This window comes from Clostridium intestinale DSM 6191, assembly GCF_900130055.1.
Lineage (GTDB): Bacteria > Bacillota > Clostridia > Clostridiales > Clostridiaceae > Clostridium_T > Clostridium_T intestinale.
The window spans coordinates 153,342-169,284 of record NZ_FQXU01000009.1; the positions used below are offsets into that span (position 1 = coordinate 153,342).

14 protein-coding genes, 1 riboswitch and 1 other annotated feature are annotated in these 15,943 nt (G+C 28.3%); of the genes, 12 read left to right on the forward strand and 2 right to left on the reverse strand.

Annotated elements, in window-relative coordinates:
• Nucleotides 1-134: 134 nt before the first annotated feature.
• Nucleotides 135-1,208, forward strand: coding sequence for a calcium/proton exchanger (gene cax, locus BUA92_RS15010; protein ID WP_073020801.1), 1,074 nt, complete (start codon nt 135-137; stop codon nt 1,206-1,208).
• Between the two features lie 70 nt (nt 1,209-1,278).
• On the forward strand, nt 1,279-1,719 hold the full coding sequence (locus tag BUA92_RS15015) for a hypothetical protein (RefSeq protein ID WP_341413066.1): 441 nt from the start codon (nt 1,279-1,281) through the stop codon (nt 1,717-1,719).
• A gap of 51 nt (nt 1,720-1,770) precedes the next feature.
• Here BUA92_RS15015 and pssA read toward each other — a convergent pair whose 3' ends face one another.
• Nucleotides 1,771-2,292, reverse strand: a complete 522-nt coding sequence (gene pssA / locus BUA92_RS15020; protein WP_073020803.1) for a CDP-diacylglycerol--serine O-phosphatidyltransferase — start codon at nt 2,290-2,292, stop codon at nt 1,771-1,773.
• 311 nt (nt 2,293-2,603) lie between these two features.
• Between pssA and BUA92_RS15025 the strand changes: the two genes are divergently transcribed.
• Both BUA92_RS15025 and BUA92_RS15030 read left to right on the forward strand, forming a co-directional pair.
• Nucleotides 2,604-3,482, forward strand: a complete 879-nt coding sequence (locus BUA92_RS15025) for a YegS/Rv2252/BmrU family lipid kinase (RefSeq protein WP_073020804.1) — start codon at nt 2,604-2,606, stop codon at nt 3,480-3,482.
• Between the two features lie 79 nt (nt 3,483-3,561).
• Nucleotides 3,562-4,185 carry a hypothetical protein gene (locus BUA92_RS15030; RefSeq protein ID WP_139259352.1) on the forward strand — a complete coding sequence of 208 codons (624 nt, stop codon included), beginning with the start codon at nt 3,562-3,564 and terminating at the stop codon, nt 4,183-4,185.
• Nucleotides 4,186-4,236: 51 nt separating this feature from the next.
• On the opposite strand, the gene BUA92_RS15035 is transcribed toward BUA92_RS15030, so the two are convergent.
• Nucleotides 4,237-6,075 (reverse strand): YgiQ family radical SAM protein, encoded by a 1,839-nt coding sequence (locus tag BUA92_RS15035; protein WP_073020806.1) that lies wholly within the window; start codon nt 6,073-6,075, stop codon nt 4,237-4,239.
• Nucleotides 6,076-6,216: 141 nt separating this feature from the next.
• A riboswitch (M-box (ykoK) riboswitch) is annotated at nt 6,217-6,382 on the forward strand.
• Nucleotides 6,383-6,587: 205 nt separating this feature from the next.
• Here BUA92_RS15035 and BUA92_RS15040 point away from each other — a divergent pair.
• The 8 genes from BUA92_RS15040 to BUA92_RS15075 all read left to right on the forward strand — a co-directional run bounded on the left by BUA92_RS15040 (nt 6,588) and on the right by BUA92_RS15075 (nt 15,920).
• Nucleotides 6,588-7,853, forward strand: a complete 1,266-nt coding sequence (locus BUA92_RS15040) for a magnesium transporter (protein ID WP_073020807.1) — start codon at nt 6,588-6,590, stop codon at nt 7,851-7,853.
• 140 nt (nt 7,854-7,993) lie between these two features.
• Nucleotides 7,994-8,222, forward strand: a binding site (T-box leader).
• 80 nt (nt 8,223-8,302) lie between these two features.
• Nucleotides 8,303-9,211 (forward strand): cysteine synthase A, encoded by a 909-nt coding sequence (gene cysK / locus BUA92_RS15045; RefSeq protein WP_073020808.1) that lies wholly within the window; start codon nt 8,303-8,305, stop codon nt 9,209-9,211.
• Between the two features lie 150 nt (nt 9,212-9,361).
• Complete coding sequence (locus BUA92_RS15050; RefSeq protein ID WP_073020810.1) at nt 9,362-10,066, forward strand: lysophospholipid acyltransferase family protein; 705 nt, start codon at nt 9,362-9,364, stop codon at nt 10,064-10,066.
• Nucleotides 10,067-10,081: 15 nt separating this feature from the next.
• A complete protein-coding gene (nth, locus tag BUA92_RS15055) occupies nt 10,082-10,723 on the forward strand; it encodes an endonuclease III (protein WP_073020812.1) in 642 nt (213 codons plus the stop codon).
• A gap of 241 nt (nt 10,724-10,964) precedes the next feature.
• Complete coding sequence (locus tag BUA92_RS15060; RefSeq protein ID WP_073020814.1) at nt 10,965-12,605, forward strand: sensor histidine kinase; 1,641 nt, start codon at nt 10,965-10,967, stop codon at nt 12,603-12,605.
• 78 nt (nt 12,606-12,683) lie between these two features.
• Nucleotides 12,684-13,586, forward strand: coding sequence for a D-alanine--D-alanine ligase (locus BUA92_RS15065; RefSeq protein WP_073020816.1), 903 nt, complete (start codon nt 12,684-12,686; stop codon nt 13,584-13,586).
• Nucleotides 13,587-13,726: 140 nt separating this feature from the next.
• Nucleotides 13,727-14,446 (forward strand): response regulator transcription factor, encoded by a 720-nt coding sequence (locus BUA92_RS15070; protein WP_073020818.1) that lies wholly within the window; start codon nt 13,727-13,729, stop codon nt 14,444-14,446.
• On the forward strand, nt 14,436-15,920 hold the full coding sequence (locus tag BUA92_RS15075; RefSeq protein ID WP_073020820.1) for a sensor histidine kinase: 1,485 nt from the start codon (nt 14,436-14,438) through the stop codon (nt 15,918-15,920). The genes BUA92_RS15070 and BUA92_RS15075 overlap by 11 nt, the downstream gene beginning before the upstream one ends.
• Nucleotides 15,921-15,943: the final 23 nt, after the last annotated feature.

Sequence of the window (15,943 nt, forward strand, 5' to 3'; positions counted from 1 at the left end):
AAGACCATCTAGAATTTTCTAGATGGTCTTATTTAGATAGAAGTAACAATGAATAAACAAATGAATACTTTATTATATGAAGAAATAAAAAATACATATGATTAGGAAGTAAGGATTAAGGAGTGAGACAGAAGATGTATATAAATTACTTAAAGAAAAAAAACTTATATAATATTATGATATTTACATTTCCAATCATTACATTGTTTTTGAATTTAAATAATTATATTTTAAATATAATTATATTTTCTTTAGCCATAATACCATTAGCTATAAGGCTTGGAAATATTACATCAGACCTTTCAGGTACTATTGGAGAGAAAAAAGGAGGATTAATTGCAGCAACCATAGGGAATATGCCGGAAATAATGATGGGAGTATGGTCTATAAAAGTTGGACTTATATCTATGGCAAAGGCAGCTCTTATAGGATCTATAATTAATAACATGCTTTTGGTTTTAGGTATCTCGGTTATATTAGGCGGTGTTAAATATAAAGAGCAAAATTTTAATAAAAATATTGCAAAAACTAACTTTAATATGCTCCTTTTAGCAATGGCTTCTTTCACAATTATATTTTCAATTAGTAATTATACCAGTTTAAGTGAAACTACATTAAATGCAATAGGTTTTAAAATTTCAATAATATTAATAGGCATATATCTTTTAGGATTAATATTTTCGCTATATACACATAAAAATTTATTTATATTAGGAGATGTAGATGAGGAAATAGAGGAAATCAGATGGCAGGATTCTTATAAAAATTTAGCATATATAATAATCATTTCAGTTTTGTTGTATTTCATTTCAGAAAAGTTGATAACTAACATAAGTTTGTTTACAGAAGAAAAAAATATTTCGCCTGAGTTTATAGGAATAATGCTTTTACCTATACTAGGGAACATAGGAGAGAATATTTCAGCAATAATGTGTGCCATAAAAAATAAAGTAAATGCATCATTAGAAATAGCTATAGGATCCTCGATACAAATAGCATTGTTTGCAACACCAGTATTAATTACTTTTGGATATTTTTTAGGTATAAATATGAATATGATTTTTTCATCAATACAGATGGTAATGTTATTTATAGCGGTAATAATGAGCTATATAGTTTTTGTGGATGGAAAAACATATTGGTTTGAAGGATGTATACTAGTAGCTATATATGTCATTGTTACTATTTGCTATTTTTATGTTGCATGAAACAGATAGCTTAGTAATATAATTGAATGAAAGCAGTTGTAAGGGTGATGGTATGGGATATAATAAAATTATGAGCTCATATTATTCAGAGCTAACTAATTTAGTTTTTTTATTAGAAAAATATGTTAATTCATATAGATTACTTATAGGTGGAGCAGGTGAATTAAATGGAATTGCTCTAGCAAAAAAGAAAGAAGTAAAAGATGCGTTAAAGAGAGTAGATAAAGTTGGAGATTTAATAGATGATTTAATAGATATTTTAGAATGTTGTCAAAATACTTATTTAAACTATGTTAGATTAAAAAGTGACGTATTAATAGTAAAAACTGAAAAGGACTTAATATTAACTGAAATAGATAATGAATTATTATTCCAAAATAATACAAGGGGAATTATACCTGGAGAAAATATAAGAAGAAAAGGACCAGGAAGAATAGATATTGATGTAAATGTTGAGAACAATGACAGTTTTCCACTAGGATTCCTTGAAAATATTGGAGACAATACTTAAACATATAAAAAAAATGTGTTTTTCAAAGAAAAACACATTTTTTATAACTTATTAAAGTTTTTTTAATTTAAAAGTACTAATCATTAGATAAGAAAGTGCTATCATAAAGATTATAGGTATAATCTGAGTTGTAGGTGAATTAACAGTAATTAAATCAAATAATGCAATTACTGATCCAGCTATAGTTATAGGAATTCCTGTAAACACTCCATCAAAAGTAGATAGATTATATCTTGCTAATCTAAAAGCACCACAAACCGGGAATACAATAACTAACATGTATCCAATTAAGCCAACAGGACCTAAATTTTGAAAATCATACATTACAAAAGTTAAAAATGCGGGTGCAACACCAAATGAAACTAAATCAGCTAAAGAATCTAATTCTTTACCTAATTCAGATGATACTTGAAGAAAACGAGCAATTCTTCCATCATATCTATCTACTAAGCCTGCAATGATAATAAATATAGCGGCAAAAGAATAATTATTATTATATGTAGCTAATAATGATAGTACACCAAAACCAAGATTAGCAAATGTGAATATATTAGGTATACTGCTTTTTCTCATATGATCACTCCTAAAAATTTTAAAATATCAATACCATGGATATTATACTCTATAAAGTTAGAAAAATTAAGAGGTAAATCACTATAAAAGATAAATTTAAGGCAAATATAAGGTTATTTACATAATTTGAAAGTGAATATATTAACACTTTGTAATACAATATAAATAAATGGATAAAATAAAAAGAATTATAAATTTAAAACATACAAAATATCTAATATTTGGATTTTAGAACCAGTATACTCGACAACATTTGGTAATAGTGTTATAATTCTTTTGATTCTATTGGAAATATAAGAGGAGGGAACTTCATGAAAAAGGTAAAATTTATTTATAATCCCTTTTCAGGAGAAAATATTATTCTTTCAGAATTAGACAAAGTAATTTCAATTCATCAAGAATTTGGATATCAAGTTTTGCCATTTAGAATAGAAAAAGGAGTAACTATAGAAGAAGCTTTAGATGAAATAGATGATTCCTATTACTATATATTGGTAGCTGGTGGAGACGGAACTGTCGATTCTCTAGTTAATGCAATGAAAAATAGAAATATAAATATTCCTATTGGAGTATTACCAGTAGGAACTGCAAATGACTTTGCAAAATTTTTAGGAATGCCTCATGATGTAAGCACTTGTGTAAGGCAAATATTGTCATCTGAACCTAAAGGTGTAGATATTGGTCAAATAAATGATAAGTATTTTGTCAATGTAGCAAGTACTGGATTATTTACAGATGTTTCTCAGAAAACGGATGTAAATCTAAAAAATACTATAGGTAAGTTAGCTTACTATTTAAAGGGGCTAGAGCAATTGCCTAATTTCAGAAAACTTAAAGTGAATTTGAAATCAAAAGAAGCTGAATATGATGGGCATATGTATTTATTATTGGTATTTAATGGACAAACTGCTGGTAATTTCAAGCTTGCTACTAGGGCAGATGTTATGGATGGATTTTTAGATGTTATCATGTTTAAAGCCACACCTATAAAAGAGTTAATACCACTTTTTATAAACGTGTTAAAAGGAGAACATTTAGATAACAACAATGTACTTTATTTTAAGACAAATGATTTAATGGTTTATTCTGACGAAGATATAGTTACTGATATAGATGGTGAAAAAGGTCCTGATTTTCCTTTAAGGATAAGATGTATTAATGAAGGAATAAAAGTTTTAGGCATAAAATAGAAATTAATTTAATAATTATAAGTAGCATTAATAAGTGTTAGGGGTGTTTATGAGAAGAGAGTTCTTACACTATTTCATATTGTTACTTATAATTTTTTCATTTTGTGGCATATTAACGTCTTTAAAGAAATATTGTCCTAAAAAACTCAAGAATTATGTTTTAATAGCTAGTGTTTTAGGTATGGTTTCATTTGGAGTCCAATTTTATATGTCTTTGGCTATAACTCAAGGGTATATAAATTATTTAAAACCATTAGTTTTTGTAAGTAATTTGGTGGATATATTTTTAATTCTGATAAGTCTTTATATTTTTCTAAGAAAAGAAGGATTAGAGTTTAAGTGGGCATATCTTTATATGTTTTTAATGAGCATAAGTTTTGTTATAGCCATGGTATTTATAAAATCTATTGTAAAAGTAGATAAAATATATGGATATAAGATAATATTAGCTAATGATTTCTTATATAGGATAGTTTTTATAGCAATATTAGTTATGTTATCAGTAGTTATGATAATTTATATGGGGTATAGATATACATTAAAGGTGCCGTTTATTTTATTACTATTTTCTACTCTAATAATGATTGTAGAAAATGTTGCATATATGGCAGAAATAAGTATATTTCCTTATCCATTAATATCAGAACTGATGATAGTTATTTTATTTCTTTATGCAATGTATAGAAGTCGAAAAATTAATTAGAAAAAAACAGTATGATTTAAGTATATAAAATAAGATCATACTGTTTTTTAGTTATCTTTTTATAGATTTCTTTTTTATAGGGTTTTTAGGTGGAACTGGTGGAATTAGATACTTTGGACCATTTCCTATTAAATCTTCTCTTCCAGCTTTGATTAAAGCATTTTTTACTAATTTATAATTTTTAGGAACCCTATATTGAATAAGAGCTCTTTGCATATCTTTTTCTTCTTGAGTTTTAGGTGTATAAACTTTCTCACCAGTTAATGGATTTACCCCTGTATAGTATATTGTTGTAGAAAGTGAGCCAGGAGTTGGGTAGAAATCTTGAATTTGTTCAGGGTTATATCCCATTTCTTTTACATAAAGAGCTAATTCTATAGCTGCATTTAAGTCAGAACCAGGATGAGAGCTCATTAAATAAGGAACTAAAAATTGCTTTTTACCAATAGCTTTATTTATACTAAAATATTTATTAACGAACTTGTCATAAACATCTCTGCCTGGTTTTCCCATTTGAGTTAATACTCTTGGAGATACGTGTTCAGGAGCAACTTTTAGCTGACCACTTATATGATGTTCACACAATTCTTTAAAAAACTCACCATTTTTGTCTTCTATTAAATAATCATATCTTATTCCTGAACGAATAAATACCTTTTTCATTCCAGGTAAATTTCTAACTTTTCTTAGGACTCCTAAGTATTCTTTATGATCAACAATTAAATTCTTACATGGTTTTGGGAACATACATTGTTTGTTTTTACATGTTCCATGTTCTTCTTGAAGTTTACAGGACTTATGTCTAAAATTAGCAGTAGGTCCTCCAATATCATGGATATATCCTTTGAAGTCATCTAAAGTAGTAAGAAGTTTCGCTTCATCTACAATAGAGTCTCCACTTCTGTTTTGAATGATTCTTCCTTGGTGGAAAGTTAAGGCGCAAAAGGAGCAAGAACCATAACATCCTCTATGAGAAGTTATAGAGAACTTAACCTCAGTTATAGCAGGAATACCGCCTAAAGAGTCATACATTGGATGTGGTATTCTTGTAAAAGGAAGATTATATGTTAAATCCATCTCTTCTTGAGTTAAAGGAAGCTGAGGAGGATTTTGAACTAAATATCTATCCCCGTGAGGTTGAACTATAGTTTTCCCTCTAATTGGATCTTGTTCTAGAGATTCAAGTTTGTAACTTTCCCCATAAGCAGACTTATTACTAGCACAGTCTTCAAAAGAAGGTGTTTCAACATAATTTCTTAAGTTAGAAATATCCTTAGTTAAATAGCAGGTTCCTTTAACATCATTTATTTTAGAGATATCCATTCCATAGCTAAGTAGATCTGCTATTTGAATTATAGTTTTTTCTCCCATTCCGTATATAAGAAGATTAGCCTTAGAATCTAACAATATGCTTCTTCTAACCTTATTGTCCCAATAGTCATAATGAGCAAATCTTCTAAGTGAAGCCTCAATACCACCTATTACAATTGGTATATCCTTAAAAGCCTCTCTAATTCTATTACAATAAACAATTACAGCTCTATCAGGTCTATATCCAGATTTACCACCAGGGGAATAAAAATCATCACTTCTTTTTCTTTTGGCAGCAGTATAATGATTAACCATAGAATCTATATTACCTGAATTAACTAAGAAACCATATTTAGGTCTACCTAATTTTTTAAAATCATCAGCATTATTCCATTTAGGTTGAGGGATTATCCCTACAGAGTAACCTTGGGATTCGAGGGTTCTTCCGATAATAGCAGTACCAAAAGAAGGGTGATCAACATAGGCATCTCCAGTAACTATAATAAAATCTAATTGTTTTATATTATTTTTCTTTAAATCTTCCGTAGAAACAGGTAAAAATTTCTTATGTAAATTCATTAATTAAACTACCTTTCGTTTTAAGTTTTATAATTAATATATAATAACACAAGAAGTTAAAGATTATCAACTTTAAAGCAACGAAATGAAAAGTTTTTAGTTGCTTTTTTAGAAGAAAAGAATATAATAAAGTAGGGAATTAAATATTATATTTTTGTGAGGCTCCTACATAGACACACGCTACTGCCCAGAAACATCGAGAGATGCCAACGGGTCAGGAGGTATTATCGAAAGAAGGTATTACCTAATGTAGCTAGAGAATTAACTCTTAAGCTTTGTAGTGCTAAAACTCAGAATTAAAGTTAATATCTTTAATTGAATTTTAGAGCCTTTTAGGCTCTTTTTATTTTTTAAATTTTAAGGTGGTGAAAGAAAAGATGGAGGCTGGACCTCAAGGTGATACGTATAATAATTTGATAATTTTACAAAAACTTGAAGGGATGGTTCTCTTAAATTTTCTTTAACTGAATCCATTCCTTCAAAAAGGAAAAACTAAATAAGGAGGAATGGATATGATAAAACTAAACGTATTTCTTTATAGTTCCATAATAGATAGAAAGGTTTATGATGAATTTGGAGATGTTTTAGGTGTACTAAAAGATGTTTATGTAACTGCTGAAGAGGGATATCCAAGAGCAATTGGTTATAGGGTTAAAAGAGGCAGTGTTATGTATGAATATGAATTCAGAACAATAGAATTTTATCTAAATGACTCTAACAAGGTTTTAATAAAAACTAAAGGAAGTAAGGAAATACTTCCTAGAAGTTATAGCTTTTTATTATCACAAAACTTGCTAGATAAAAGCATAGTGGATGTTAATGGTAAAAAGGTAGTTAGGGTTAATGACTTAAGAATTGCAGAGATAGCTGGAGAGTATAGAGTAATAGCTGTTGAAACTGGTTCTTCAGCCTTATATAGAAGAAAAGGATTAGAATCAGTAGCAAGGATTATTACAAAGTTTATGAAGAAAGAAATGGAAGATCAAGTCATCATGTGGGATGATGTTGAGTCTCTAGAATTAATTAAGGATTCTTTACAAATTTCTGTACCATATAAAAAACTGTCTACTCTACATCCAGCAGATTTAGCAGATATCTTAGAGACATTGGACTCTAAGAATAGAAGAAAGATATTTGAAACGTTAGATGAGGATTTAGTAGCGGATACATTGGAAGAAATGGAACCAGAATATAAAGGTACAGCAATTAAAGAACTCTCAGAGTTAAAACAAGCTGAGATCTTAGAGAATCTACCTAACGATGAAATAGCAGATATTTTAGACGAGTTAGATGATGAATCTAGAGAAAAAATCCTATTCAACCTAGAAAAAGAAGATGCAGATGAGGTTAAAGAGTTACTATCTTATGAAGATGAAACAGCAGGTAGTATAATGAATAAGGACTTTATTGCATTAAATATAGATATATCTGTAAAAGAGACTATTGAAATATTTAAAGAAACAGAACCGGATGAAGAGGTTATGTATTCAGTTTACATTATAGATAGCGAAGAAAGGCTTTTGGGGAGTGTTTCTTTAAAAGATTTAGTTATGAATGATTCTGATGTTAAATTAAAAGATATAATGAATGATAAAATTCAAACTGCAAATTATAAGGAATCTTTATCTGAACTTGTGGATAAGGTAACTAAATACGATCTTTTATCTATTCCAGTTTTGGACGAAGAAAATAGGTTGTTAGGAGTCGTATTAACTCACGATGTTGTAGATGAAATATTACTTCCAGCATGGAGAAAAAAATCAAAGAAAAATGTTTAATATATTAAAAGACTATGAAATTAATAACTTCATAGTCTTTTAAGTTTTATAAATATTAGAATAGTTTTTATAAAAACATATTGACTTTTAATTTTAATAGAATATAATTATATTATACAAACCATATCAGATTAGTGGGAATTTTAGCGATGATAAAGTAGAGTATCATAAACAGTTAGTTTAAGAGAGAAGACGGTGGTGGAAAGTCTTTACTAAAGTTTTTGAGAAGTGCACTTTTGAGCTGATACCTGAAATTTATAGTAGGGTTATCCGGGAGTCAGCCGTTATAATGACAAAACACGAGAGTGTTTAAAAGCTGAGGCATTATTGTCTAATTAGAGTGGAACCGCGGGATATCTCGTCTCTTTATTTTATAATTGAGATTGAGATTTTTTTTATTAGTAGTAAAATAAAAAGATATAAATATATATTAATATGGAGGGAAAATTATGATTTATAACAGTGCATTAGAATTAGTAGGAAATACACCTATACTAAAAGTAAATAGTTTAGTTGATGAAAATTCAGCAGAGGTTTATGTTAAATTAGAGAAATTTAACTTAGGGGGAAGTGTTAAGGACAGAGCTGCTTTAGGAATGATTGAAAAAGCAGAAGAACTAGGATTAATAAAAGCTGGTGATACTTTGGTTGAACCAACCTCTGGTAATACAGGAATAGCCTTAGCTCTAATAGGAAAATTAAAAGGATATAAAGTAGTTATTACTATGCCAGAAACAATGAGTAAAGAAAGAAGAGATCTTTTAAAAGCTTATGGTGCTGATTTAATATTAACAGAAGGCGCTAAAGGTATGAAAGGTGCTATAGCAAAAGCTACTGAATTAGTTGAAGAGTTTGGCTATTTTATGCCACAACAATTCTTAAATTTAGCAAACCCAGAAAAACACTATGCAACAACAGCTGAAGAAATATTGAAAGATCTACCTGAAATAAATGCATTTGTTTCAGGAGTAGGAACTGGTGGAACAATTACTGGAGTAGGTAAAAATATTAAAAGTAAAAAATCTGACGTTCAAATAATAGCAGTTGAACCAGCGAAATCTCCAGTTTTAGCAGGTGGAAATCCAGGACCACACAAAATCCAAGGAATTGGAGCCGGATTTATTCCAGATATATATGATAGCTCAGTTGTGGATGAAATAATTTCAGTAACAGAAGAAGACTCATTTAAAACTGCAAAAGAATTTGCTGAAAAAGAAGGCGTGTTAATTGGAATTTCTGCTGGTGGAGCCTTATATGTAGCTTTACAAGTTGCTAAAAAACTTGGCAAAGGTAAAAAAGTATTAACAGTTGCTCCAGATGGAGGAGAAAAATATATTTCTATGGGTCTTTACGAATAAAAAATAGATTAAATTAAATATGTAGAAGCAAGAGAATGCTATTGATTATTGGCATTCTCTTTTTTTTATATTAAAGTATTAAGTATATAATGTTATAATAAAATGTAAGAGTTTGCAGTTTTTAAGTTGAAATAGTAAGGAGAATAGAAAATGATATCGACCAGATTTGCAAAAATATTAAGAATTCTTCCAGAAGGGTTATTTATAGCTTTAGCAAAAAGAATTGCTTATGGATATATAAAAAAGTACGCTAATATACACATAATGGGACAGGAGAATATTGATAAAGTTAGTGGTTCAAAAATATTTGTTTGCAATCATCTAAGTAACTCAGATGGACTAATTTTAAGTAAAATACTTAAAGATAGATATGATCCGTATTTTATTGCTGGGGTAAAACTGTCAAATGATCCAGTAACAAGTTTAGGGACTAAAATAGTAAAAACTATAAACATAAAGCCCAATTCTGCAGATAAGGAAGCTTTAACTAATATAATTAAAGTTGTTAAGGAAGGGGATAATATCTTTATATTTCCAGAAGGAACTAGAAGCAGAACTGGATCAATGATAGAGGCGAAAAAAGGTATAATTTTAATAGCAAAACTAACTAAAGCACCAATAGTTCCTATTGGAATTTGGGGAAGTGAAAAACTTTTGCCTATTAATAAAGATGGGGATATGGCTAAAGAAAAATGGAATCATGCTGATGTGAATATAAAAATTGGAGAAACTATAACTATTCCAGAGAAAGAGAAAAATGAAGATAAACACCAATATGAAAATAGAATACTAAACTCTATAATGACAAGCATAGCTAAGCAGCTACCTAAAGAATATAGAGGATTTTATTCATAAAAAAGAGGCGATATAATGAAAAAGAAAACAAGAGAAATATTAGAGAAATTAAAAGAAGAATATCCAGATGCTTCATGTGAATTAAATCATAAGTCACCATTCCAACTTTTAGTAGCAACTATACTATCAGCTCAAACTACCGATAAAAAAGTGAATGAAGTAACAGAGAGTATGTTTGAAGAGTATCCGGACTTAGATAGCTTTCTTAATTTAACGCAAGAAGAAATAGAAGAAAGAATAAAAAAGATAGGTTTGTATAGAAATAAAGCTAAAAATATATACATAATGTGTAGGCAGTTAAAAGAAACCTTTAATGGAGAAGTACCTAAAACTATGGAGCAAATAGTTTCTTTAGCTGGTGCAGGGAGAAAGACTGCAAATGTAGTTTTGTCTAATGCTTTTGGTGTTCCAGCTATAGCTGTAGATACACATGTGTTTAGGGTATCAAATAGAATAGGTCTAGCTAAAGCAAAAGATGTTCAAGAAACTGAAAATCAGTTAATGAAGGAGTTACCTAAAAAAGAATGGAGTTTAGCCCACCATCTTTTGATTTTCCATGGAAGACGTTGTTGTTATGCTAGAAAACCTAATTGTTCTGAGTGTGTTATTAATGATAAGTGTAATTATTATAAAGATAATAAAAAGGTTGTGTTATAGGCACAACCTTTTTATATTTACTCAGTGAATTTTCAATAAAATTACAATTATTTGTCATAATATACATAATTGTGATTATTTATGAAGAAAAACGATTAAAAAGACTTTATTTTGTAATAAAATAAAAGATTAATGCATACAAAAAATATAGGAAATAATGTAATAAAATACTATAATATAGACTATAAGGAAAAAAGCCTAAATATTTAAAGTCAAGTTTGTATATGGGAAGGAACTGAGTATGATTACATTATTAAAAAGATTATTTCAATCGTATAAAGTGAGAAAAATATATAAAAGTGTTTACAATATAAATGAATTTAATGATTCAATAGTTATTGAATTGGATAATAATTTTTATATAACATATGCCAATGACAAAGGTATTAATGTACTAGATAATACTTGTAAAGGGCATATTAGGGATGTATTTAAAAAGAGCGATTTTGAGTTTTTGAATTTTGAGATAATAAAAAAAATTAAAAATGATTTAGAGCTTTATCATATATGGAAAGGGACGGTTTTAATTAAAAAAAAACATGAAGAGAATTCAAGGGGCTATAGTGGGATAATATATAAAATAGAGAGAGAAGATAGATATGTGGCTGTTTTTAAAGAGGATGTTATAACAATAAGTGATAGTTTTAATAAGGAAGATCAGGATTGTTTTATAAATGAAGCTAGATATTCTAAAATCTTTAATTTATGTACGGATTTAATATATATGGTTAAAGTTGAAGGACTAGAGATTGTAGATGTAAATTTAGCAACTTGTAGGTTTTTAGAGGCTGAAAAGAAAGATGTACTAGGGAATACCCTAAGTGACGTGTTTGATAAAGAATTTATGATTAATGAGAACTTAATGGAAAGTATAAAGAAAAATAGATCTCCTCAAAGACAAGCTATATGTACAATAAAAGATGGAGAAAAAGTGTACTTTGAAATTAACTACTCTCCAATTTGTGAAGATGATGGGAATATCTCCGGAATTTTATGTTTAGCTAGAGATATAACGGAAAGAAATAAGATAGTAAAATTAGAAATGGAGAAAGAAAAAAGCAAGAGATTGTTAGATGAAATAAAACAATATGATAAAATTAAGACTGAATTTTTTGCTAATATATCTCATGAGCTAAGAACCCCAATTAATGTGATTTTTTCTGCAATTCAGGTCATGGACATATATAAAAATAACCTTGATTATTCCAAAACTCAATTTATTAAGTATAGTAAAATGATGAAACAAAATTGCTATAGATTACTAAGAGTAGTAAATAATTTAATAGATATTACAAAAATTGATTCTGGTTACTTCAATGTTAATATAGGAAATTATGAAATAATAAAAATATTAGAAGATATTACATTAGCAGTTGTAGAACATGCTTCATATAAGGGAATAAGTATAACATTTGATACGTTCACGGAAGAAAAAATGATTGCTTGTGATCCAGATAAAATAGAGAGGATAATGTTGAATCTTTTATCCAATGCCATTAAGTTCACAGATTTTGGTGGGAATATATATATTAATATTAAAGAAAAAAAGGATGGATATATTTATATACATGTAAGAGACAATGGTAGAGGGATACCTAAGGAAAAAGTTGATGTTATTTTTGAGAGATTTCTTCAAGTAGACAAATCCCTAGCAAGAGACCATGAGGGGACTGGTATAGGGCTATATTTAGTTAAGCTTTTGGTTGAGTTACAAGGTGGGAAAATAGATGTTAAATCTGAACTGAATAAAGGAAGCGAGTTTATAGTTAGATTACCAGATAAAAGAGTTAAAGATGTAAAAGAAAATTTTCATAAAAAAAATATTGAAGAAAAGTATGAAAAAATAAATATGGAGTTTTCGGATATATATGATATAAATTGATTTTAATAAACTTCAAATTGCATAATTAAAGTGATATAATAAACAAAGATTTCAGTTATTATGCGGAGGGAAAATTATATGAAAGTTGGAGTTATAATGGGGGGAGTATCTTCAGAAAGAGATATTTCTTTAAAAAGTGGTAATTCGGTAGTTGAAAATTTAGATAGAAGTAAGTATGAAGTTGTTCCAATTGTCTTAGACAGTAAGGAAGATGTTATAGATAAGGTTAAAGGAATTGATTTTGCTTTACTTGCACTTCATGGAAAATTTGGTGAAGATGGAACAATACAAGGTGTTCTTGAGACTCTTGGAATCCCTTATTCAGGATGTGGACTTTTAAGCTCATCAGTTTGTATGGATAAGGATATGACTAAGAAGGTACTTAAAGCGTGTGATATAAGAACTGCAAGATGGTACACTGTAATGTCAATTGATGAGATAGATTATAAGTTAATAGAAGAGTACACTTATCCTGTAGTTGTAAAACCTAATAGTGGAGGATCATCTGTAGCAACTTTTGTAGTTAATTCAAAAGATGAGATTGAAAATTGTGTAAGTGAAGCTCTTAAATGGGACAAAGAGGTAATGATAGAAGAGTACATTAATGGAGATGAAATAACTTGTCCAGTTATTGATGGAAAACTTCTACCAATAATAGCTATTAAACCTAAGTCAGCATTTTTTGATTATACATCTAAGTACACAGATGGTGGAGCAGATGAATTTGTAATAGAGCTAGAGAAAGAACTGCATAAAGAAGTAGAAAAAATGGCTCTTGCAACCTATAAAGCTCTAAAATGCGCTGTTTACTCTAGAGTAGATATGATAATAAAAAATGGTATACCATACATTTTAGAGGTAAATACATTACCCGGAATGACTAAAAATTCATTAATTCCAAAAAGTGCAGCAGGGGTTAATATAAACTTCAGCGAGTTACTAGATATCATAATAGAAAAGTCTATTAAATTAAGAGGATAAGTTAAATTCTAAGGATAACAGAGTAAAATCTATTATCCTTTTCCTATTCTTTAGGAAAATTTAAGAATTTATTGTATATTTATAAAGATTTCAGAAGTAAAATATACACATAAGGTATATAAGGAGAGGATTTGAAATTTATGGATAAAGAAGTAGTACTTATCGTAGATGATGAAAAAGAGATAAGAGATTTAGTTGAGATATATTTAAAAGGTGAAGGATATATAACTATAAAAGCAGGAGATGGAGAAGAGGCTTTAGAGATTTTAGAAAAAAATAAGGTGGATTTAATAATTTTAGATATAATGATGCCAAAATTAGATGGAATAGAGATGTGTTTGAAAGTTAGAGAAACAAGAAACATTCCTATAATTATGTTATCAGCAAAAACACAAGATATGGATAAGATATTAGGATTAAATACAGGTGCAGATGATTATGTGTCAAAACCATTTAATCCTTTAGAGTTAATTGCTAGAGTGAAATCTCAATTAAGGAGATTTAAAAGATTAAACCAATCAAGTAATAATTCCAATCAGTCAATTGAAGCTGACAAAACTAATATATTAGAAGTTGATGAAGTTGTTATAAATCTGGAAAGTCATCAAGTTTTTTTAGCTAATGAGGAAATAAAATTTACTCCAATAGAATTTGATATTCTTGCGTTACTTTCTAAGAACAAAGGAAAGGTATTTTCTATAGAAAATATTTATGAAAGTGTTTGGAATGAGCAATTCATACAATCGGATAATACTGTAATGGTCCATATAAGAAAAATACGAGAGAAACTTGAAGAAAATCCAAGAAAACCAAAGTATATAAAAACTGTTTGGGGAGTAGGTTATAAAATTGATAAATAAGATTAAGAGATTATTTAATTGGATATTAAATCTTAAAATAATGAAACCAATAAAGATAGCTTATAGAATCTTTAACAGCAAAATGGAGAAAAGCATAAGGTTTGAGTTGGTTGTTGTATTCGGAATATGTTTTTTGATAGCATTTTTTTCTTATGGTATATTAAATAAAAAACTTTCTAGAAATGTATCTTATCAGACAATAAAATATAACTATAGATATGATGAAGATTATTATAAGCGAATAGTTTCAGATCTAAAAAAGGATAATATTAATGTTGAAAATAAGGAAAAAGTTGATGATTTTCTTGATAATTATACTATGAGCAATGCAAGTTTGATCATATGTAACATAGACGGGAAGATTTATTACAAAACTAAGGATATAGTGTATGAGAGCATAAATTTAGAAAGTATATTTACGAATTCTATAGATAGCGTTAGTAGCGAAAAAGAGAAAACTTATATTTATCCTACCAAGACAAATAATGAAAATTTATTTATTATATTTCAAATTAAGGCTGAAATTACACAATCACCAATAAGCTATGAAGAGACTAATCCGTTTTTAGCATTAATGGGATCAGTAATAATATTTGTGTTCGCATTTATGAGAATTACAAATAATAAAATGAAATACATAGAAGAAATATCAAAGGGATTAAAAGTTATAGCATCTGGTGATTTGAATTATAGAATAAATGAAAAGGGAAAAGATGAGCTTAAAAATTTAGCTTTAAATATTAACCATATGGCAGACGAGATAAATAGTAAAATAGAGAAAGAAAGACTAGTAGAAAAAACAAAAAATGAGCTTATTACTAATGTTTCTCATGACCTAAGAACACCACTAACTTCTATTATGGGATATTTAGGATTAGTTAAGGAAGAGAAATATAATAGTGAAGAGCAAAAAAAAGAGTACTTGAATATAGCATTTTCAAAGGCAGAAAGACTAAAAATACTAATAGAAGATTTATTTGAATTCACTAAACTTACTAACCAAGAAATTAAACTTAATCTAACGGAAGTAAATATTGTTGAGTTTATATCACAATTAACTGATGAAATGTTACCCCTATTTGAAGAGAAAGAATTGAAAGTTATCCAATCATATCCTCAAGAAAAAGCAATGGTCCTTTTAGATAGTGATAAGATGTTAAGAGTGTTTGAAAACTTATTAACTAATGCCATAAAATATTCATACAAAGACAGTGAAGTAAAAATTTCTTTATGGATGGTTAATAAAGAGGTATTTATTTCTGTTAAAAATAGGGGAGACCATATGGACAGAAATAAATTAAAAAATGTATTTGATAGATTCTATAGGACTGACGAGTCAAGAAACTCTAATACTGGCGGAAGTGGTTTAGGATTAGCTATAGCTAAGAATATAGTTACCATGCATAGTGGAAAAATATGGGCAGAATCAGTAGGTAATAATATAACTTTTGTGGTGAAATTAAATGTGAAATAGCTGTAACTATTTTACAATGCAGA